This is a genomic window from Paractinoplanes deccanensis, assembly GCF_016862115.1.
Classification (GTDB): Bacteria; Actinomycetota; Actinomycetes; order Mycobacteriales; family Micromonosporaceae; genus Actinoplanes; species Actinoplanes deccanensis.
This window is the reverse complement of record NZ_BOMI01000024.1, coordinates 22582-42391: the sequence shown is the minus strand read 5'-3', so window position 1 is coordinate 42391 and position 19810 is coordinate 22582. Positions and strand designations below refer to the sequence as shown.

Annotated in this window: 19 protein-coding genes; 9 read left to right on the top strand and 10 right to left on the bottom strand. The window is 71.9% G+C overall.

Translation table 11 applies throughout. The features are described from left to right. Positions 1–124 precede the first annotated feature (124 nt). Complete coding sequence (locus Ade02nite_RS08095) at positions 125–4216, top strand: SpoIIE family protein phosphatase (protein WP_203760915.1); 4092 nt, start codon at positions 125–127, stop codon at positions 4214–4216. Then, the gene (locus Ade02nite_RS08090) at positions 4213–4512 is read left to right on the top strand and encodes an STAS domain-containing protein (protein ID WP_203760914.1); all 300 of its coding nucleotides are present in this window, start codon (positions 4213–4215) and stop codon (positions 4510–4512) included. The genes Ade02nite_RS08095 and Ade02nite_RS08090 overlap by 4 nt, the downstream gene beginning before the upstream one ends. Here the strand turns inward: Ade02nite_RS08090 and Ade02nite_RS08085 are convergent. The 3 genes from Ade02nite_RS08085 to Ade02nite_RS08075 form a co-directional block, all read right to left on the bottom strand. Then, on the bottom strand, positions 4493–4870 hold the full coding sequence (locus Ade02nite_RS08085; protein WP_203760913.1) for an ATP-binding protein: 378 nt from the start codon (positions 4868–4870) through the stop codon (positions 4493–4495). The two genes, Ade02nite_RS08090 and Ade02nite_RS08085, sit on opposite strands and share 20 nt — an antisense overlap. Positions 4871–4979: 109 nt before the next feature. Further along, on the bottom strand, positions 4980–5285 hold the full coding sequence (locus Ade02nite_RS08080; RefSeq protein ID WP_203760912.1) for an STAS domain-containing protein: 306 nt from the start codon (positions 5283–5285) through the stop codon (positions 4980–4982). Positions 5286–5483: 198 nt separating this feature from the next. Next, on the bottom strand, positions 5484–6665 hold the full coding sequence (locus Ade02nite_RS08075; protein ID WP_203760911.1) for a spore photoproduct lyase family protein: 1182 nt from the start codon (positions 6663–6665) through the stop codon (positions 5484–5486). Between the two features lie 52 nt (positions 6666–6717). Here Ade02nite_RS08075 and Ade02nite_RS08070 point away from each other — a divergent pair, with 52 nt between their 5' ends. From Ade02nite_RS08070 to Ade02nite_RS08055, 4 genes are all read left to right on the top strand, one after another. Then, positions 6718–8694 (top strand): ATP-binding protein, encoded by a 1977-nt coding sequence (locus tag Ade02nite_RS08070; protein ID WP_203760910.1) that lies wholly within the window; start codon positions 6718–6720, stop codon positions 8692–8694. A gap of 63 nt (positions 8695–8757) precedes the next feature. Beyond that, entirely contained in the window at positions 8758–9183 is a 426-nt protein-coding gene (locus Ade02nite_RS08065) for an ATP-binding protein (protein WP_203760909.1), read from the top strand. After that, a complete protein-coding gene (locus Ade02nite_RS08060; RefSeq protein WP_203760908.1) occupies positions 9180–9506 on the top strand; it encodes an STAS domain-containing protein in 327 nt (108 codons plus the stop codon). The genes Ade02nite_RS08065 and Ade02nite_RS08060 overlap by 4 nt, the downstream gene beginning before the upstream one ends. 54 nt (positions 9507–9560) lie before the next feature. Beyond that, positions 9561–10781, top strand: coding sequence for a DUF808 domain-containing protein (locus Ade02nite_RS08055; RefSeq protein ID WP_239168621.1), 1221 nt, complete (start codon positions 9561–9563; stop codon positions 10779–10781). Here the strand turns inward: Ade02nite_RS08055 and Ade02nite_RS08050 are convergent. Next, on the bottom strand, positions 10778–11419 hold the full coding sequence (locus Ade02nite_RS08050) for an HAD family hydrolase (RefSeq protein ID WP_239168620.1): 642 nt from the start codon (positions 11417–11419) through the stop codon (positions 10778–10780). The two genes, Ade02nite_RS08055 and Ade02nite_RS08050, sit on opposite strands and share 4 nt — an antisense overlap. A 72-nt stretch (positions 11420–11491) precedes the next feature. Here Ade02nite_RS08050 and Ade02nite_RS08045 point away from each other — a divergent pair, with 72 nt between their 5' ends. Next, entirely contained in the window at positions 11492–12721 is a 1230-nt protein-coding gene (locus tag Ade02nite_RS08045; protein ID WP_203760906.1) for an AI-2E family transporter, read from the top strand. Between the two features lie 63 nt (positions 12722–12784). Here the strand turns inward: Ade02nite_RS08045 and Ade02nite_RS08040 are convergent, their stop codons facing one another. Together Ade02nite_RS08040 and Ade02nite_RS08035 are read right to left on the bottom strand one after the other, a co-directional pair. After that, positions 12785–13183, bottom strand: coding sequence for a PPOX class F420-dependent oxidoreductase (locus tag Ade02nite_RS08040; protein WP_239168619.1), 399 nt, complete (start codon positions 13181–13183; stop codon positions 12785–12787). Next, positions 13180–13773, bottom strand: coding sequence for a dihydrofolate reductase family protein (locus Ade02nite_RS08035; protein WP_203760905.1), 594 nt, complete (start codon positions 13771–13773; stop codon positions 13180–13182). The genes Ade02nite_RS08040 and Ade02nite_RS08035 overlap by 4 nt, the downstream gene beginning before the upstream one ends. An 87-nt stretch (positions 13774–13860) precedes the next feature. On the opposite strand from Ade02nite_RS08035, the gene Ade02nite_RS08030 reads away from it, so the two are divergent. After that, positions 13861–14313 (top strand): winged helix-turn-helix transcriptional regulator, encoded by a 453-nt coding sequence (locus Ade02nite_RS08030; protein WP_203760904.1) that lies wholly within the window; start codon positions 13861–13863, stop codon positions 14311–14313. A gap of 36 nt (positions 14314–14349) precedes the next feature. On the opposite strand, the gene Ade02nite_RS08025 is transcribed toward Ade02nite_RS08030, so the two are convergent. The 4 genes from Ade02nite_RS08025 to Ade02nite_RS08010 all read right to left on the bottom strand — a co-directional run bounded on the left by Ade02nite_RS08025 (position 14350) and on the right by Ade02nite_RS08010 (position 18786). Further along, positions 14350–15270 (bottom strand): aminoglycoside phosphotransferase/kinase family protein, encoded by a 921-nt coding sequence (locus tag Ade02nite_RS08025; protein ID WP_239168618.1) that lies wholly within the window; start codon positions 15268–15270, stop codon positions 14350–14352. A 59-nt stretch (positions 15271–15329) separates the two neighbouring features. After that, the gene (locus tag Ade02nite_RS08020) at positions 15330–17249 is read right to left on the bottom strand and encodes a potassium transporter Kup (RefSeq protein WP_239168617.1); all 1920 of its coding nucleotides are present in this window, start codon (positions 17247–17249) and stop codon (positions 15330–15332) included. 272 nt (positions 17250–17521) lie between these two features. After that, positions 17522–18238, bottom strand: a complete 717-nt coding sequence (locus Ade02nite_RS50225) for a DUF6114 domain-containing protein (RefSeq protein WP_203760903.1) — start codon at positions 18236–18238, stop codon at positions 17522–17524. 2 nt (positions 18239–18240) lie between these two features. Further along, positions 18241–18786: a DUF6230 family protein gene (locus Ade02nite_RS08010; protein WP_239168616.1), complete on the bottom strand. Its 546-nt coding sequence runs from the start codon at positions 18784–18786 to the stop codon at positions 18241–18243. A 282-nt stretch (positions 18787–19068) separates the two neighbouring features. Between Ade02nite_RS08010 and Ade02nite_RS08005 the strand changes: the two genes are divergently transcribed. Then, the gene (locus Ade02nite_RS08005; protein ID WP_203760901.1) at positions 19069–19737 is read left to right on the top strand and encodes a Tat pathway signal sequence domain protein; all 669 of its coding nucleotides are present in this window, start codon (positions 19069–19071) and stop codon (positions 19735–19737) included. Positions 19738–19810 lie beyond the last annotated feature (73 nt).

The window sequence follows — 19810 nt, the reverse complement described above, 5'->3', positions numbered from 1 at the left end:
AATTGCCCGGTGATCCGACACCGTCAAACTCAACTGTTCGGGTGACAATCGCCGACGAATGGGTAGGGCTGGTCAGCCGGATGTCCGATGACCCGGTGACAGGTATGTTTGCGGAGCTCGAGCGATGACCCGGGGAGACTTCGAGGCGATGAGCAAGGCATCGGCGGCGGAGGTGTTCGCCGGGGGTGGCGAGGTGGGGCACGATCTCGCCGCGGTGCGGTGGGAGTCGACCCCGCTGGGCTCACCGGACCAGTGGCCACAGAGCCTGCGCACGGCGGTCAGCATCCTGCTGTCGTCGCGCTTTCCCATGTGGATGGCGTGGGGGCCGCAGCTGACCTTCTTCTGCAACGCGGCCTACCGGCGCGACACGCTGGGCCGCAAATACCCGTGGGCGCTCGGCCGCCCGGCCAGCGACGTGTGGGCCGAGATCTGGCCCGACATCGGCCCGCGCATCGAGACCGTGCTCTCCACCGGCCAGGCGACCTGGGACGAGGCGCTGCTGCTCTTCCTGGAGCGCTCCGGCTACGTCGAGGAGACCTACCACACCTTCTCGTACAGCCCGCTGCGCGACGACGACGGCTCGACGGTCGGCATGCTCTGCGTGGTGAGCGAGGAGACCGATCGGGTGATCGGCGAGCGCCGCATGGCGACGCTGCGCGACCTCGGCTCCGACCCGAGCGCCATCCGCACCGAGCAGCAGATGCTGTCGTTCGCCGCCGCCCAGCTCCGGCGCAACCTGCGCGACCTGCCGTTCACGCTGACCTATCTCTTCGACGGGGACGGGACGCGGCTCGCGGCGTCGACCGGCACCGACGGCGAGATTGCGCGCGCGTGGCCGGCGGAGGCCGTGTCTCGCGGGGAGTCCGAGCTGGTCGCGCTCACCAGCGACGACGGCGAGGGTCCGCTGCCGACCGGCGACTGGCCGGAGCCGCCCGCGCAGGCGCTGCTCGTGCCGCTGTTGCAGCAGGGCGGTTCCCCGTACGGCTTCATGGTCGCCGGCCTCAACCGCTACCGCGCGCTCGACGACGGCTACCGGGGATTCGTCGAGCTGGCGGCCGGGCACGTCGCCGCCGGCATCGCGAGCGCCCGCAGCTACGAGGCGCAGCAGCGGCGGGCCGAGGAGCTGGCCGAGCTCGACCGGGCCAAGACGGCGTTCTTCTCCAACATCAGCCACGAGTTCCGCACCCCGCTCACCCTGATCATGGGCCCGGTCGAGGACCTCATCGACCGGTGGGGCGGCGCGGACGCCGGCGTGCGGGCCGAGCTCGAGGTCATCCAGCGCAACGCGCTGCGGCTCGGCAAGCTGGTCAACACGCTGCTCGACTTCTCGCGCATCGAGGCCGGGCGCATGCAGGCCCGCTACGAGCCGGTCGACCTGGCCGCCGCCACGGCGGAGCTCGCCAGCGTCTTCCAGTCCGCCGTCGAGCGGGCCGGGCTGAGCTTCGAGGTGGACGCCCCGCCGCTGCCCCGGCCGGTGCACGTCGACCGGGCCATGTGGGAAAAGGTGATCCTCAATCTGCTCAGCAACGCCCTGAAGTTCACCTTCAGCGGCGGCGTCCGGGTGGCTGTGCGCGCCGAGGGCGACACCGCTGTCGTCACGGTCGCCGACACCGGGGTGGGGGTGCCCGAGCAGGAGATGCCGCGGCTGTTCGAGCGCTTCCACCGCATCGAGAACGCGCAGTCGCGCTCCAACGAGGGCAGCGGCATCGGCCTCGCGCTGGTCAAGGAGCTGGTCGAGCAGCACGGCGGCACCATCGGCGCCGAGAGCGCGCTCGGCCGGGGCACGACGTTCACCATCCGGCTGCCGTTCGGCACCGGGCACCTGCCGGCCGACGCCCTCGTGCCGGCGGGCAGCGCGGCGACGGTCTCGGCCACCGCCGACCCGTACGTGCAGGAGGCGCTGCGCTGGCTGCCCGGCGGCGAGACGCCCGCCCCGGCGCAGCCGGTGCGCACCGAGCGCTCCCGGCTGCTGGTCGCCGACGACAACGCGGACATGCGCGACTACCTCACCCGGCTGCTGCGCGCGGCCGGGCACGCGGTGCGGACCGTCGCCGACGGGCAGGCCGCGCTGGAGGCGGCCCGGGCGCACCACCCCGACCTCATCGTCAGCGACGTCATGATGCCGCGCCTGGACGGTCTCCAGCTGGTGGCCGCGCTGCGCGCCGACCCGCGCACGGCCGGCACCCCGGTGTTGCTGCTCTCGGCGCGCGCCGGGCAGGAGTCGTCCATCGAGGGTCTGGAGGCGGGCGCCGACGACTACCTGGTCAAGCCGTTCTCCTCGGCGGAGCTGCTGGCCCGCGTACGGGCGAACGTGGAGCTCGCCCGCCTGCGCAACCACCACGCCCGCTGGCGCACCGCGCTGATCGACTCCTTGCAGGAGGCGTTCTTCGTCTGCGACCAGGACGGCACAGTCATCGAGATCAACTCGACCTTCACCGACATCCTGGGGTACGGGCCGGAGGGCCTGCCGTACGCGCCGGTGCACCCGTGGTGGCCGGACGAGGCCTCCGACCCGGACGGCCATCGGCTGGTGACCGACGCGTTCGCCCAGCTCGTGGAGGAGTCGCACGGCTCGTACACGATCCCGGTGAAGCACCGCGACGGCCACCGGCTGTGGGCGGCCGCTTCGTTCAACCAGGTCGAGGACCCGGACACCGGCCGGCGGGTCATCGTCGGCACGTTCCGCGACGTCACCGCCGAGCACTACGCGGTGCAGCGCGAGAGCGCCCTCGCCGCGCTGAGCGTGCGGCTGTCGCAGGCCGAGAGCCTGCCCGGCGCGCTGCACGGCGTGCTCGAGGAGCTGCGTGACCTGTGGAAGGCGAACGAGGTGTACGCGGCCGTGTTCGCCGGCGGCGTCCCGGTGGTCACCGCCGTCGACACCGCGCTGCGCTGGGAGGGCCTGCCCGAGCACCTTCGCGAGGCCCTTCGGGCCGTACGGGAGAAGCCGCTGCTCACGCCCGTCGCCGAGCGGCCCGGCGGCGCCGGCATCGCGCTGGAGCATCCGGACGGCACGATGGCGCTGTGGGTGGAGCTGGCCGAGAAGCGGCCCTTCACCGAGCAGGACCGGACGCTGCTGGCGCTGCTCGCCGGCCACCTCGGCCAGGGCCTTCAGCGGATCCATCAGATCGACCTTCAGCGCGAGACCGCGCTGGCGCTCCAGCGGGCCATCCTCGGCCCGGCGCAGCTGCCCAACGGCTTCGCCGTGCGCTACGCCCCGGCGACCCGACCGCTCAAGGTCGGCGGCGACTGGTACGACACCGTCACGCTGGCCGACGGGCGCATCGGCATCGTCGTCGGCGACTGCGTCGGCCACGGCCTCCAGGCGGCCACGGTGATGGGGCAGCTGCGCAGCGCCTGCCGGGCGTTGCTGCTGCAGAACACCGACGCCGCGCAGACGCTCACGGCGCTCGACAACTTCGCCGCGCAGCTGCCGGGCGCCACCTGCGCGACCGTGTTCTGCGGCATCCTCGACCCCGACACCGGCGACCTGACCTATTCCAGCGCCGGGCACCCGCCGGCCGTGGTCGCCCACCCCGACGGCACCACCGACCTGCTCGACCAGGGCCGGTCACGCCCGCTCGGCGTGCACACCCCGGCCGGCCGGCCCGAGGCGCACTACACGGTCCCGAGCCGCGCCACGCTGCTGCTCTACACCGACGGCCTGGTCGAGCGGCGCCGCCAGCCGCTGACCACCGGCATCGAGCGGGTCGCCGCCGCGGTGCAGCGCGGCCGCGGCTCCTCCCTCGAGGAGCTGGCCACCGAGGTCATGGCCGGCATGGCCCCCGAGACGGGCTACGACGACGACGTGGCGCTGCTGCTCTACCGGCAGCCGGGGCCGCTGGAGCTGGAGTTCGAGGCCGAGTCGACCCGGCTGGCGCCGGTGCGCTCGGCCCTGCGCGGCTGGCTGGCCCGCGCGGGCATCGACACGACCACGGCGCAGAACGTGCTGGTGGCGGCCGGCGAGGCGTGCGCCAACGCGATCGAGCACGGTCACCGCCACGGTCCGGCCGGGCGGATCCGGCTGCGCGCCGCCGCGACCGCCGACTACCTGCGGCTCACCGTGGCCGACAGCGGCCGCTGGAAGACGCCGCAGCCCGGGGCGAACCCGCATCGGGGGCGGGGCCTGTCGCTCATGCGAGCGCTGATGACCGAAGTGACCGTCACGACCGGCGCGGCGGGCACCGTCGTCGGCCTGCAAGCGAGGATCCCGCGATGAGCACCGCACTCAGCTTCGCCACCGCCCCCGGCGAGGACGGCGCCACCGTCCTGACCGCGACCGGTGAGATCGACATGAGCAACGCGAGCGAGTTCCGCGCCGCGCTCGACGGCGCCCTGAGCGCCGACGGCCACGGTCCCGTCGTCGTCGACCTCACCGGGGTCGGCTACATCGACAGCGCGGGCCTGGCCGTGCTCTTCCCGCACCTCGAACGGGTCCGGCTGATCGCCGGCGAGCTGCTGTTCCCGGTGTTGACGGTGGTCGGCCTCGACGACGTCACGACGCTGCGGACCTGACCGGCAGGCGCGCCCAGACGACCTTGCCGTTCGCGGTGAGCCGGCTGCCCCAGTCGTCGCTGACGGCGTCGATGACGAGCATGCCGCGGCCGCCGAGCCGCCGCGGATCGGGGCGCAGCAGGTGCGGCAGGTCGCGGCTGTGGTCGTAGACCTCGATGAGCACGTCGGCGGAGCGGCTGAGCGTCAGCTCTCCCCCGTCGCCGGTGTGCTGGATGACGTTCTGCACCAGCTCGGTGATGACCAGCAGGGTGTCGTCGACGACCTCGCCCGCCTGCCTCGAGACGAGCCGGTCATGGACGGCGTGGCGCAGCGCGGCGCTGTCGGTACGGTGGTCGAACGGCACCCGCAACGCTTGCATGACCGCCTTCTCTACCCCGTGTGCCCTCGGGCACACCACTGCAACCCGCCGCACGGGCGGCTGTCCACGGGTGAGACGGCGCGGCAGGGCCCCGGGACGAACGGGCCGATCAGACCGGCAGGCCCAGCATGTCGGCGACGCCGCAGATGTCCATCACCTGGCGGACCGGGGGCTGCACGTCGCGGACCTCGAGGCGGGCGCCGAGCCCGTCGGCCTCCAGCTGGCTGGTGACCAGCGCATGGATGCCGGCCGAGCCGAGAAAGGTCACCTCGCCCATGTCGAGGACCACGCGGCCGGGCCGCTGGTCGTGCAGCAGGCCGATGAGGAAGCGCTGCATCTGCCCGGCATTGTCCATGTCGATCTCACCGGCCACGGCCACCACGGCGTCGGCACCGGACTCGGCGAGGATGGTCATCCTGAGCTGTGCCTGATCATCAGAAGCACAGATATACGTCATTACGACCCTTCCGGCTGGCTCTTCAAGCGAGAGATCGCTTCGTGCTGACCGCCGACTTTCGGCGGTGCCGAGAGGAGAGCCGTAAGTGAAAGGCCGCAGAACCCGACGCGGTGCAACAACCCACACTACCGCGCGCCGCGAAGCCTGCCCATCACCTCACGTCCAATAGAGGATGCGGCAGGCGGGGACGCGGCGGGCGATCTCGGTCTCGAACCAGGCCCGCAACGCGGTCATCGTCTCCGGCGGATAGACGTACTTCACCGCGCCGAACTTGCCGTGCTTGCGGCTGCGCGACTGTTCGTCCAGGTCGAGGCGGGTGCGCGGATACCAGCCGAGCAACACCTCCTTGCTGCCGGGCGTGAACCGGTGCGTGATCAGTTCGGCGGTGAGATCCAGATCTCGTACGCCGTCGACGGCCGCCGCGACCGCGTCGAGCAGGACACCGTAGTGGTCCCGCCAGTCCGGCATCGCCATGATCGGCGCGATGGTCAGCCCGACCGGGTAGCCGTCCTCGGCGAGCCGGCGCAGCGCGGCCAGCCGGGCCGGCAGCGGCGCCGTGCCACCCTCGAAACGGCTGGTCACGGGCAGGCAGTTGACGCTGAGGCGCACCCGGGTGCGGCCCTCGTGCCGCAGGCCGGCGAACCCGTCCACGTCGTCGAACTTCGTCGTCCAGCGCAGCTGCACCGGTGCGTCCCAGGCGCCGAAGAACGTCACCGCCCGCCGCCAGCTGCCGGTGAGGTGCTCCAGGGCGAGCGGATCGGTGTAGCAGGACGCCTCGAAGGTGGTCCCCTCGTCCCGGCGGGCGGCCCGCCGTGAGGTGATGGTTCCCCGGCCCACGTAGTCGGCGAGGCCGGCCAGGATGTCGTCCAGGTCCGCGTACACCCGGGTCACCGGCGGCCCGGAGAGCGAGCCCGCCAGATAGCAGTACTGGCAGTGCGCCGGGCAGCCCTCCGCCAGGTCGAACCGCCAGTCGGCGCTGGGCGCGATCGGCTGCAACCGGCGCCGCGACGGCGGGCTCACCACGATCGCCAGGGTGCTCTTCGCCCGGGCGTACGTCTCGCGGTCGGTCTCCCCGCGCACGCCGGTGAGCCGGTTGGACGCCAGCCGCTCGGTCTCCAGCCCGAGCTCGCCGAGCCGTTCCATGATCCGCAGCCCGTGCGGGTGGTCGTACGCGGCGGGCGTGGCCACCACCCGCTTGGGCATCCACCGCCGGGCGGGGCGCGCGGGCGGCGCCACCGCGCCCAGGTCGTGGGTCGCCACCTCCTCGCCGCTCGCGCTGTGCGGCGCGGCCGGCCCGGCGGGCGCGAGGGCGGCGGTCAGGTCGACGGTGTCGCTCACCCTCTTGCCGATACCCCCACCGGCGGGAAAGTACCGATCTAGGCTCGAAGACGTGGCACTTGTGCTGGTCGCGGAGGACGAAGTCGACCATCAGCGCGCGATGACCGAGGTGATCCAGGGTCTCGGGCACCAGGCGGCCGTGGCCGAGGACGGCTGGGCGGCGCTGGTCGCCGCCACCCACCACCGTCCCGACCTGGTGGTGGCCGACGTCGACATGCGCGACATGGACGGTCTGCAGCTCTGCCGGGCGCTGCACGAGGACCCGGCGCTGACCGGCATCCCGGTCGTGCTGGTCTCGGGCCTCGTGCGGCCCGGCGACCCGCGGCTGAGCGCCTCCGGCGCCGTCGCGACCGTCGGCAAGCCCTGCGACGCCGAAGAGCTGGCCGCGACCCTGGCCTACCACCTCGGCGGCGGGCCGGCGCGAGCCGCCCCGATGGAGCTGCCGCCGGTGATCCCGCAGTTCCTCGAGGCGATGGTGCACAGCGTCGACGTGGGGATGGCCGCCTGCGACACCGCCGGACGGCTGACCGTGTTCAACGACTTCCTGCGGGACTTCTTCGGCGACGCCAGCGCGGCCGTGCCGATCAAGGAGTGGACGGACCGCTTCGGCCTGCGCCATCACGACGGCAGCCCGCTGCAGACCGACGAGCTGCCGATGATCCGTGCGCTGCGGGGCGAGACCGTGGTGCAGGCCGGCCTGCTCGCTGCCGACCAGCGCGGCCGGCAGCGCTGGCTGCGGATCAACGCCCGGCCCGTGTACGCCGGCGAGACCGTGATCGGCGCGGTGGCGGCCGTGCACGACATCACCGTCGAATACCGCTCGCGCGTCTATCGCGCCTGCAAGAGCGAGGTGCTGCGGGCACTGGCGGAGAGCCCGGACAGCGTGGCCGCCACGGACGCCGTCGTGCGCATCGTGGGCAGCACCCTGGGCTGGCCGTACGTGCGGTTGTGGCTGGTCGACCCGGTCACCGACCGGCTGCGCCCCGCCGCCCACTACACCGCGCCCGGCCGGCCGGAGCTGCCCATGCCGACCAGCCTGGGCCGCGGGCAGAGCCTGGCCGGGGTCTGCTGGGAGCGTGGCGACATGGTGTGGGTGCCCGACATCCACGCCCCGGACTCCCCGGTGCTCCCCGAGATCGCCGCCGCCGCGAACTACCGGGCGGGCGGCGCCATCCCGGTGCGCAGCGGCGACCGCATCGCCGGGGTGATGACCTACTTCACCTACGAGCAGCACGAGCCGGAGCCGTCGCTGGTGCTGCTGCTGGCCGGGGTCGTCGACAGCGTCGGGGCCTATCGGGAGCAGCGGCGCGCGGACGACCTGGCCCGCAACCTGGCCGCCACGACCGACGAGTACATCGCGCTGGTCGGGCACGAGCTGCGCACGCCGCTGACGTCGATCACCTCGTACGCGGAACTGCTCGCCGAGAGCCCGGAGCTCACCGCCGACCTGCGCGACCTGGTCGAGGTCGTCTGCCGCAACGGCCGGCGCCTGCACGAGCTGGTCGGGCAGCTGCTCGACCTGGCCGCCCTGGACGCCGGGCACAGCGTGCTCACCGTCGCCGAGCTCGATCTGGGCGACGTGGTGGACACGGCTGTCGGCCAGGTGGTGGCGGCAGCGGAGGCGCGCGACATCACCGTCGAGACGCGGACCTCCGGTTCCCTGGCGCTGGCCGGGGACGCCGGCCGGCTCACCCAGATGCTGCACGGCCTGCTCGACAACGCGCTGAAGTTCAGCCAGGACGGCGCCATCGTCACGGTCACGGCGACCGGGGACGACGGCACGGTCACGCTCACCGTGACCGACACCGGCGCGGGCCTGCCGGCCGGCGAGCTGCCGCACCTGTTCCGGCGGCTCTACCGCGGCGACAACGCCCGGCACCGCGGCGTCCCGGGCAACGGCCTCGGGCTGGCGCTGAGCCGCGCCATCGTGGAACATCACCAGGGCACGATCACGCTGGGCGCGCACCGGCCGCGCGGGACGGCCGTCACCGTACGACTGCCCCGAAGGATGCATACCGCGAGCCCGTAGTGGGAAAAACGCTGTGCCGTCAGCACTCGGCGGGGAACGAGAGCGAGGCGGTGACATGGCCAGATGAGTACCTTGACGGCCCATTTCGACCTACCCCTGGACGGCACGGCGCCGGCCTACGCGCGCGGCGCCGTGGTGGCGCTGCTCGGCGCGTGGGGACTGCGCGACCGCGACTGGCTGGACGCGGCCATGACGGTGCTCAGTGAGCTGGTCAGCAACGCGGTGCGGCACGGCGGCGGCGCCGTGGTGGTGGACGTCGAGGCGTACGGCCGGCAGGTGATCCTCTCGGTGGCCGACGGCTCGTCGGTCGTGCCGAGGCCGCGCCGGGCCGACGGTACCGGCGGGCTCGGCCTGACCATCATCAACGCCTACACCACCCGCTGGTACGTGCAGTCCTACGAGGGCGGCAAACGGGTGCGCGCCGAGATGCCCCCGTGCCCGGGCGACGGCGTCACCGCCGGCGGCACGAGCCGGACGGAACCGGCATGAACATCACCGCGCACCGCGACGGTGACGGCACGGCCCGCCTGACCCTCGACGGCGACCTGGACATGGCCACCGCCGGCAGCCTGGACGGCCACGTGGTCCGCGCGCTGACCGGCGAGCGGCCCCGGCAGCTCGTCATCGACGCGGCGGGGCTGAGCTTCTGCGACTCCTCCGGCATCCACGCCCTGGTCCGCGCCCGCGACACCGCCCACCGGCACGGCGCGTCCTTCGTCGTCAGCAACACCACCGGCATCACGCGTCGCACCCTCGAGATCACCGGCCTGCTCGGCACGCTCACCACGGTCAGCCCGCGTGTGACCGGGTAGACACCTGGGCAACAATAAGACGGCATCCGCCGATCGACCCGGGGAAGGATTTTCGTGGCCGGAGGACTCGTAGCTCTGCTGGACGACGTGGCGGTGCTGGCTCGCGCCGCCGCCGCTTCCATCGATGACGTCGGCGCCGCCGCCGCGAAGGCCGGCGCCAAGGCCGCCGGCGTGGTCATCGACGACGCCGCCGTCACACCGCAGTACGTGCGGGGCCTCGCCGCCGAACGGGAAGTGCCGATCATCAAGCGCATCGCGCTGGGGTCGCTGCGCAACAAATTCCTGATCATCCTGCCGGCGATCCTGCTGCTCAGCCAGTTCGTGCCGTGGCTGCTCACGCCGATCCTGATGCTCGGCGGCGCCTACCTGTGCTTCGAGGGCGCCGAAAAGGTCTGGGCGCGCATCGCGCACCACGACGCGCACGGCGACGACGACGGCGCCAAGGACGAGAAGACGCTGATCTCGGGCGCGGTGCGCACCGACCTGATCCTCTCCGCCGAGATCATGGTGATCACCCTGAACGAGGTGATCGACGAGCCGTTCTGGTCGCGCCTGGCGATCCTGGCGGTGGTCGCGCTGCTCATGACGGTCGGCGTGTACGGCGTGGTCGGCCTGATCGTGAAGATGGACGACGCCGGCCTGCGCCTGTCGCAGCTGTCCGGCCCGGTCGCCGCGCTCGGCCGCGGCCTGGTCAAGGCCATGCCCAAGCTGCTGACGGCGCTGACGGTGGTCGGCACGGCGGCGATGCTGTGGGTCGGCGGGCACATCATCCTGGCCGGCACGCACGAGCTGGGCGTGCACTTCCTCTACGACTTCGTGCACCACATGGAGGAGGCGGCCCACGACGCGACGGGCCCGCTGGGCGGCGTCGTCGGCTGGCTGGTCAACACGATCGCCAGCGCCATCCTGGGCCTGATCATCGGCGCCCTCATCGTCCTGGTGATCACGTTCACGCTCCACCGCCGCAAGCACGCCCCGGCCGGCCACCACGCCCCGGCCGGCCACCCGGCCCCGGAGCAGCCGGCTGCCGCCTCTCCGGACGGACCGCCCGCCACTGCCTCTGCGGACGGACCGCCCGCCACCGCCTCTGCGGACGGATCGCCCGCCACCGCCTCTGCGGACGGACCGCCCGCCGCCGCCGGGGCCTCCGCCGGTGAGGCGCCCCCTGCCGAGGCACCGGCCGCCGAAGAGCCCAAGGCACCCGCCGCCGAAGAGCTCGCCTCGGCCAAGGCCCCGGCCTCCCAGGCGCCCGCTCGCGAGGGCAAAGAGTCCTAGAGCGCCTCGATCACCGGGTTGATCTCCGGGAAGGTGTCGACCGCGGCCGTGACGTGGCGCGGGTCGAAGTCGGCGAGGCGGCGCACACCGCTCTGCAGGCACGCGATGAAGCGGATGCCCGCCCCGCCGGCCGCCACCGCGTCGCCCGGCGAGTCGCCCACGTAGACGCACTGGCCGGGCGCGAAGCCGGTCTCGGCGAGCAGTTCGTCGAAGGCCCGCGGATCCGGCTTGCGGAAGCGGGTGTTGCCCTGGTGGTAGGCGCCCGTGACCCGGCCGGCGAGCACGTGGTCCGGTTCGAGCAGGTGGCGCACCTCGGCCTCCGCGCGCGAGGTCAGCAGCAGCACCGTGCGCCCCTGCTCGACCAGCAGGTCCAGGGCTCGCAGGTTCTCCGGCGGGATCACGTCGAGCCTCCCGGCGGCGAGGTAGCGCTGGTGCGCCGCCGGGAACAGTTCGGCGAACCGCGCCAGGTCGAGGCCGGGCGAGCGCAGCGGCATGGCGTTCAGCAGAAGCTCGCCCCACGTGGCCAGGTGCACGGCGCGGGACATGGGCGGCCGGCCCATCTGCGCCAGCACCTCGTTCTCCAGCTCGAACGACGCGGCCTCGGTGAGGCACAAGGTGTCATCGACATCTACGATCACTGCGCGAATCATGGCTGCCAGTGTGCGCGAAGTGTCTAGTTTGCGCTGTTCACCCCCGGGTAGTCGAGCGTCATGGCCGAATCGAATGGCGTTCTGGCGCGCCGCACGTTGGTGGTCCTCGGTGTGGTGCTGGCCGCGGCCGCGATGCTCTTCCTCGCGCACGAGACCCGCCGTGTGCTGACCTGGATCCTGATCGCCGCCTTCTTCGCCGTCGCGTTGCACCCCGCGGTCAACTGGGCGACCCGCCGGATCGCCTTCGGCAAGCGGTGGCTCGCGACCCTGCTCGTCTTCGTCGCGGCCTTCGCCCTGCTGGCCGGCCTGATCACGCTCTTCGTCCTGCCGCTGGCGCGCCAGGGCAGCCAGGTGATCACCGACTTCCCCAAGATCGTCGAGGACGCCCGCAACGGCCGCGGTCCCGCCGGCCCGCTTCTCGAACGCTTCCACGTCGTCCAGTACGCCCAGGACAACGCCGACCGCATCCGCGAGTACGCCACCAACCTGGGCGCCCCGACCCTGGCGTTCCTGCGCTCGGTGGCCACCGGCGTCGCCGGCACCGTGACGATCTTCGTGCTGTCGTACCTCATGGTCCTGGAAGCCCCGAAGATCGTGGACGGCTTCCTGGCCCTCTTCGAGCCCCGCCGCGCCGAGCACATCCGCCGCGTCGGCCACGACTGCGCGAAGACCATCACCGGCTACATCACCGGAAACCTGCTGATCAGCGTCATCTGCGGCACGCTCACCTACGTCGTGCTCACCGTCATGAACGTGCCGTACGCCGGCCTGATCGCCCTGTTCGTCGGCCTGGCAGACCTGATCCCCCTGGTCGGCGCCACCCTCGGCGCGGTGATCGCCACCGTGGCGGCCTTCGTCGAGTCCACCACCGCGGGCATCGTGGTGCTGGCCTTCTTCGTGCTCTACCAGCAGCTGGAGAACCACCTGCTCCAGCCCCTGATCTTCGCCCGCACGGTGAAGCTCAACCCGCTCACGGTCTTCATCGCCATCCTGATCGCGGTGGAGCTGGCCGGCATCCTCGGCGCGCTGCTGGCCATCCCGGTGGCCGGCATCCTCCAGATCATCGCCCGCGACGTCTGGGACACCCGCCGGGGCCGCCCCAAGACCGAGCCCACGGTGGGCGAGGACCGCACCCCGGTCTCCGCCACCGGCGACGCCCCCGACCGCGACCTCGCCCACGCGGCCGGCACCTCCGACGTCCAGAACGCCTACGCGGCCGGCGCCGCCGCGGCCGCCCGGGCGCAGGCGGAGCACCAGTCCGAGCAGCACCCCGCCACAGCCCGCCACTGACCGGCACGCCGGCCGGCCGGTCCCGGGCACAACGTATGCCGCTCCGCGGCTGACTGATTCAGCTCAGCCCACGCCGATGGTCTGGCGCCCGGGCTCGATCAGGGCGACCACGCGCTCCAGCTCACGCGAGTAGGGCGCGCCGACGTACTTGGTGGAGATCTCATCGATGATCTGCCACGCCTCGTCGCCGTCGAGCCACGCCACGACGCGGCCGCGGATCACGATCGGCTCGAACGGGTTGTCCGCGGGCGCGATGGACAGCGCCACCCGGGGGTCGCGGCGCAGATTGCGAGCCTTGCGCGAGCCGGGGCCGGTGAGGAAGACGATGTGGTCGCCGTGGGTGCCGACCCAGACGGGAACGGCGTGCGGCGAGCCGTCGGGCAGCACGGTGGCAAGGTGGGCGATCGAGGTGCCGTCGAGCACCCGGCGCACGTCGGAATCGAGCATGTCGGTGCCTTTCATCGGAGGACTTCGTAGTGCAGGTGGGTCACGCCGGGCGCGGGGACGGCGTCGACCAGGCGCAGGCGTAGGTGCTCCGGAAGGGATCGGAAGAACGGGCGGCCGCCGCCGAGCAGGACGGGCACCTGGTGCAGCACGAACTTGTCGAGCAGGCCGGCCACGAGAGCAGCGGTGACGACGCCGCCGCCCATGAGCGCCACGTCCTTGTCCCCGGCGGCGGCGCGCGCGGTGGCGACCGCGTCCTCGATGCCGGTGGTGACCAGGGTCTGCCGGTCGCTCGTGCCGGGACCGGGCCGGTGGCTGAGCACGACGAGCGGCGCCGTGGGGTGAGGCGCCCCGCCGTCGATCCACCCCGAGTCGTCGTACGTGTTGCGCCCGGCCAGGGTGGCGCCGACGCGCGCGGCGAACGTGTCGAACACCCGCGCGCTGGGCTCGCTGAGGCGGAACCCGTCGAGCTCGCGGCTCGGCGTGTCACCGTCGAAGTACCAGTCGAACAGCATCGTCGCGTCGCCGAGCCCGCGCCCCGCGCCGGGATCGCGACCGGTGATGTATCCGTCGACCGAGACCGACATCGCGGTGAACACCTTGCCCATGTCACGACCTCCGGAGTTCCTTGAAGAGACTCCGTGACCGTAACAGCTGAAGTTCCTTGAGGGAACCCCAAATGTTAGGGTCGAGCCATGCAGCGCACCGACTTCGGCGACATGGCCTGCTCCATCGCCCGCACGCTCGACGTCATCGGCGAGCCCTGGTCCCCACTGATCCTGCGCGACGTGTTCGCCGGCTTCACCCGCTTCGAACAGATCCAGGCCGACCTCGGCATCTCCCGCAAGGTCCTCACCGAACGCCTCAACCACCTGGTCGGCCACGGCATCCTCGAACGCCGCCCCTACGACCGGCGCCCCCGCCACGAATACGTGCTCACCGACAAGGGCGCCGAACTCGTCGACCTGCTGCTGGTGATGGTCCGCTGGGGCGACAAACACCTCGCCGGCGACGCAGGGCCGCCCGTCCTCTACCGCCACCACGCCTGCGGCCAGATCAGCGCCGTCGACCTGCGCTGCGACCACTGCGACAAGCCCATGCACGCCCGCGACATCGACCTGCTCCCCGGGCCCGGCGCTAGGCCGTGACCCGCTCCTGCACCACGGAGGAGCGCTCGGGCCTTCTTACGCGTCGGCTCGGCGCAGGCGTTCTGCTGCCTGGGCGCGCAGCGCGTCGTTGCCGGCCGGGGAACCGCCGCACAGGGCCATTTCGCGGGCGTTGTAGGCGGCCATCCACAGGCTCGCTGCCCAGGCGGTTTCCAGCTCTGCGGTCGTGAAGGTGCGCCGCCGGATGTCCTGGTATGCCGCCAGGAAAGCCTCGGAGCTTTCGACGGGGGCCAGCGTGGGTGAGCCGGCGCTGGCGAACGAGCCGCTTGCCGCGCCCGCCAGCGCCGCTTCCGGGTGCCACGCGAGGCTGTCCCAGTCGTGCACGGCCCAGAGCTGCCGGCCCCGCCATCGCAGGTTCTGAGCCTCGAAGTCGGCGTGGCCGAGCACGCACGGCAGACCCGCGGCGAGCAGCCGTCTCCGGGCCCGCTCGGCCGTCTCCACGATGTGCTCGGGCACCGCGCTCTGGTCGCGGCCGTCGAGCAGGTCGATTGCCGGCCACCCACCGGGATCGGCGTGGTCCCAGCGCACCCACGGCGGGTTCGGCAGCGGCGGCGCGACAGTCACGCCGGCAAGCTCGGCCATCAGCCGGGCGAACACCTCCGCGCAGCGCACGGCGATGTCCGGCGAGTCGCCTTGCAGCACCTCGCCGCCGGGCCGGAACTCCTCGGCGTGCACGGCCAGCGCTCCGACCCCGACCACCGGCGTGAGCGGCCGGGCACACGGGAACCCCCGCTCGGCCAGCCGGGCCTGCGCCGCGACGCACGACGCCGCCCGGCCGTCATCGGCGCGCGCCTTGACCACGACGTTGCCGCCACCGGCCAGCCGAAGACCGAACACCAGCGAGACCTGGTCGGAACGGAACAGCACCCCCACCGGTCCGCCGCCCAGATGCTCGGCACACCAAGCCGCCAACCAGTCCGGCACGCCCTCCAACGGCACGCCCAAGACTGTGCCACAGAGACTCGAGAACCACCGTGAGAGGCCGACGCGCGAGCCGCTCACACGTCGATGTGGGAACCCATGATGACGGTGCGATCCCGGGGCAGGCTGAAGTACTCGGCGGCGTCGGCGGTGATGTAGGACGTGGCTACGAACAGGCGCTTGCGCCACGTGGCCATGGTGGGTTCCGGGCCGATGCGCAGCTCGATCTTCGAGAGGAAGTACGAGGCCTGGTCGAGTTGCAGGTCGCCCTCGGTCGCGGCCGGCTCGAGCAGGCGCAGGGCGGCCGGCACGTCCGGGGTCTCCATGTAGCCGAAGCGGGCGATCACGTGCACGATGCCGTCGTCGCTGTAGCCCAGGTCGTCGACCGTGATGCGGTTCTCCGGGGCGACGCGCGGGATGGGCTGGGTCTCCAGCGACATGATGATGACGTGCTCGTGGCGTACGTGATTGTGGTCGACGTTGGCGCGCATCGCGAGCGGCGCCGTCAGCTTGCCCCGGTTGAGGAAGACCGCCGTGCCGGGCACCGTCTGGGTCTTCGAGCGCTGGTTGTGCAGGTCGTCGATGAACTCGCTCAGGGAGCCCTCGCGACGGTTGCGGTCCGCGGTGACGATCCGGCGGCCCTTCTGCCACGTCGTCATCAGCGTGAACGCGGTCAGCGCGATCAGCAGCGGCAGCCACGCGCCGTGCGCCAGCTTGGTGAGGTTGGCCGCCACGAACAACAGGTCGACCAGCAGGAGTACGCCGGCGCCCGCGCCGATCAGCCACAGCGGCGCCATGCGGCGGCTGCGGGCCACGTAGAAGAACAGCAGCGTGGTGATGGTGATCGTGCCGGTCGCCGCCATGCCGTACGCGTACGCCAGCGCCGCCGAGCTGCGGAACGCGAAGACCAGGGTGAGCACCGAGACCATCAGCAGCCAGTTGATCCACGGCACGTAGATCTGCCCGAACGACGACTCCGACGTGTGCGCGATCCGCAGCCGCGGCAGGTAGCCGAGTTGCGCCGCCTGAGAGGCCACCGAGTACGCCCCGGTGATCACGGCCTGCGAGGCGATCACGGTCGCCGCCGTGGCCAGCAGCACCAGCGGCAGCCGCAACCATTCGGGCACCAGCAGGAAGAACGGGCCGTCGATGTGCGCCGGATCGTCGAGCACCAGGGCGCCCTGGCCGAGGTAGCTCAGCGTGCAGGCGGGCAGCACGAGGAACAGCCAGCCGCGCGAGATGGCCTTGCGCCCGAAGTGGCCCATGTCGGCGTAGAGCGCCTCGGCGCCGGTCACCGCAAGCACGATCGCCGCCAGCGCGAAGAACGCGATGTGGAAGTGCCCGGACAGGAACGTGATGGCGTACGTGGGGGACAGCGCCTTGAGGATGTCGGGGTGGTTGCGGATGCCGACCGCGCCGCACGTGCCGATGACGGTGAACCAGAGGATCATCAGCGGGCCGAAGACCCGGCCGACCGCCGCCGTGCCCCGCCGCTGCACCAGGAACAGCACCACGATGATGACCGCGGTGATCGGGACGACCGCCTCCCCCAGCGACGGCTCCACGGTCTTGAGGCCCTCGACGGCGGACAGCACCGAGATGGCCGGCGTGATCATGCTGTCGCCGAAGAACAGCGACGCCCCGAAGATGCCCAGCGCGGCGAGCACAACGGCGGCCTTGCGGCCCTGCTGGGCGCCGCGCCGGCGCAACAGGGCGATCAGCGCCATGATGCCGCCCTCGCCGTCGTTGTTGATGCGCATCGCGAGCAGGACGTACGAGACGGTCACGATGATCATCACCGACCAGAAGATCAGCGACACCACGCCGTACACATTGTTGACGTTGAGCGGCACCGGGTGCGGATCTTCGGGATTGAAGACGGTCTGCAGGGTGTAGATCGGGCTCGTCCCGATGTCGCCGAAGACCACGCCGAGCGCGCCGATCACGATCGCCAGGCGCGCGCTGTCGTGCGGGCTCGAGGACTCCCGACCGGTCACAGGACTCTCCTCAGCGCCGATGACACCGAGCGCGACGATACCGGTCATCATCGCCGCCCCGCCCGAATAGTGACGGCCCTCGCACGCCGTGCCGGGCATCCTAGGAACCTGGGCTGATTGTCTCCAGTCGGCCCACGGCGGGCGGTCCGTCAGCGCTGGGGCGCCCCGCCGTCAGCGCGGCCGCCGACCGCCCTTCGGTGGCATGGTGCGACCCGGTCCTTCAAACGGCGGCCGCCGGCCTGCTGCGGGAGACGACGGCCTGACGGCGCCGGTCAGGACCACCTCTCGGTCTCGGCCGCGTGCCTGGGGCGCGGTGCGAACCGCTCCGCCTCCGGGCGGCCCTCCGGCTCCGCCCGATCCTCCGGCTCCGCCCGGCCGTCCGGTTCCGCCCGGCCCTCCGGCTCCGCCCGGCCCTCCGGCTCCGCCCGGCCGTCCGGCTCCGCGCGCCGCGAGTCCGCCGTCTGGCCCGGCGACCATTGCAGGTCTGCCGCGTCGTCCGGCGACCGTTTCAGATCCGCCGTGTCGTCCGACGACCGTTTCAGATCCGCCGCGTCGTCCGGCGACCGTTCCAGGTCTGCCGTGTCGTCCGGCGCCGCTTGAGGAGCCTCCGTCTCGTCCGGCGGCCGTTTCCGGCTCGCCGTCTTGTCCGGGGACCACGCGAAGGCGAGGGCGCTCCCGATCAGCCCCAGCAGCAGGCCGACGAGGAAGCCGCCGAGGTTCGACGTGATCCACGAGCCCAGGCTGAGTCCGGCGGCCACGAGCGAGTAGAACAGCCGCTGCTCCGGGTGGAAGAGCAACAAGATCCCGCAGAGCAGCAACAGCATCGGTACGAGGTAGCCGGCCAGCCCCTGCATACCGACGTGGATCACGACCGGCAGCGGCGCCTTGACGGTCACCAGGATCTCCGCGCCGGCCAGCGTGACGATCAGGCCGCCCCAGAACGGGCGGGCGCGCCGCCATCGCGCGAAGGAGGACACCCGCCCGCCCATGGTCAGCACCCGTCGCCGCTGAAGGCCATCCGCAGGTGGGGCAGGGTGAACCGGGCCGCGGTGGTGGCGTAGTTGTTCTGCCGCAGGTTCGCGATGTCGACGGTCTCGGCCTGCTGACCGAAAACGCCCTCGCCGCCCTTGATCTTGCCGCCGTTGCGCCGGTCGTTCACCCTGTCGAAGGTGCTGGCGTCCTGACCGATATCGATGTTCTTGAAGTTGGCGTCGCCGGCGACCAGGTCCGAGTCGACGACCAGGCTTTCCGCCTTCACGGGCGTGTTCGCGTCGCCCGCCGTGATTTTCAGGTGCATGCCGCCGAGCGACACGCTCTGGCAGAGTTTGGTCAATTCCGCGCGGTCGATGGCCGACACGATCACGACGACCTGGCCGCCGGTGTCGCCGGCGTTCGGGCTGTCCTCGATCATATTGTCGATGGTGGCGAACTGCGCGAAACCGTCGCCGTGCAGCTGGGTGGCGGTGACCGTGAACGGCATGCCGGAGATCGAGAAATTCGCTGCCAGGACGCCCTGCGCGGTCAGCGCGACCAGCACGGCGGACAGCACCGCGGTCAGGCCGAACATGGCGCCGAAGCGCTTCCAGCGCACCCCGGGCCGGGCAGTCCTCTCTCTGGTGTCCATCGCTACTCCTAGATCGACATGATGGCGAATATCAATAGCCGAGCGTCAATGTCGATAAGCCGAAGTTACCGCCGGGTAGCAGATGGGGTCAAGACGAACTTGTTGCCTTGACGTTACGGGCTTAACGGGTCTATAAACCGACAAGCTGAGCGTCAACGTCGGTACCGCCCTATTCGATCTCTGCTGGAGAGAGCCATGCGCGCGTACCGAAGCATTCTCGTGATCACCGCCGTCGCGGCCTCCGTCGGCCTGTCCGGCGCGCCCGCCCTGGCGGACGCCTCCACCGTCCTCACCGTGGAAGCGCCCGGCGGCGCGGCCGTCGCCCCCGGGGACGTGCTGACCGCCGCGGTCGCCGCCGGGACGACCGCCGACTTCCGCACGGCCGCCGGCGGCACCACCGGCATCACCTGCGCCGAGTCGGCCTTCACCGCGACGGTCGTCGACAACCCGGAGGCGCCCGGCGTCGCCACCGAGTCGGTCACCGACCACACCTTCGCGTCCTGCACCTCGAACATCTTCGGCGTCACCCGGGTCAACAGCGTGGCGGTGAACAACACCCCGTTCGCCACCACCGTCGCGAGCGGCACCGGGACCGTCACCGTGACCGGCACGGACGCGGCGCCCATCCAGACCACGCTGAGCCTCGGCACCATCCTCGGCTCGGTCACCTGCGTCTACCGCGCCGACGGCAACGCCATCACCGGCTCGGCCGACAACACCGACAACTCGATCAGCTTCACCGATCAGGCCTTCACCAAGTTCAGCGGTCCGATCACGTGCCCGGGCAGCGGTTTCTTCACCGCTCGGTACGCGCCGGTCGTCGACACCAGCATCACCGGCTCGCCCGCCGTCTTCACCAACTGACGGCCGTACGAGGCCCCGCCCGTCAGCCCCGACCGGCTGACAACCGGCCGCCCGCCGGGCACCCGAAATGCGC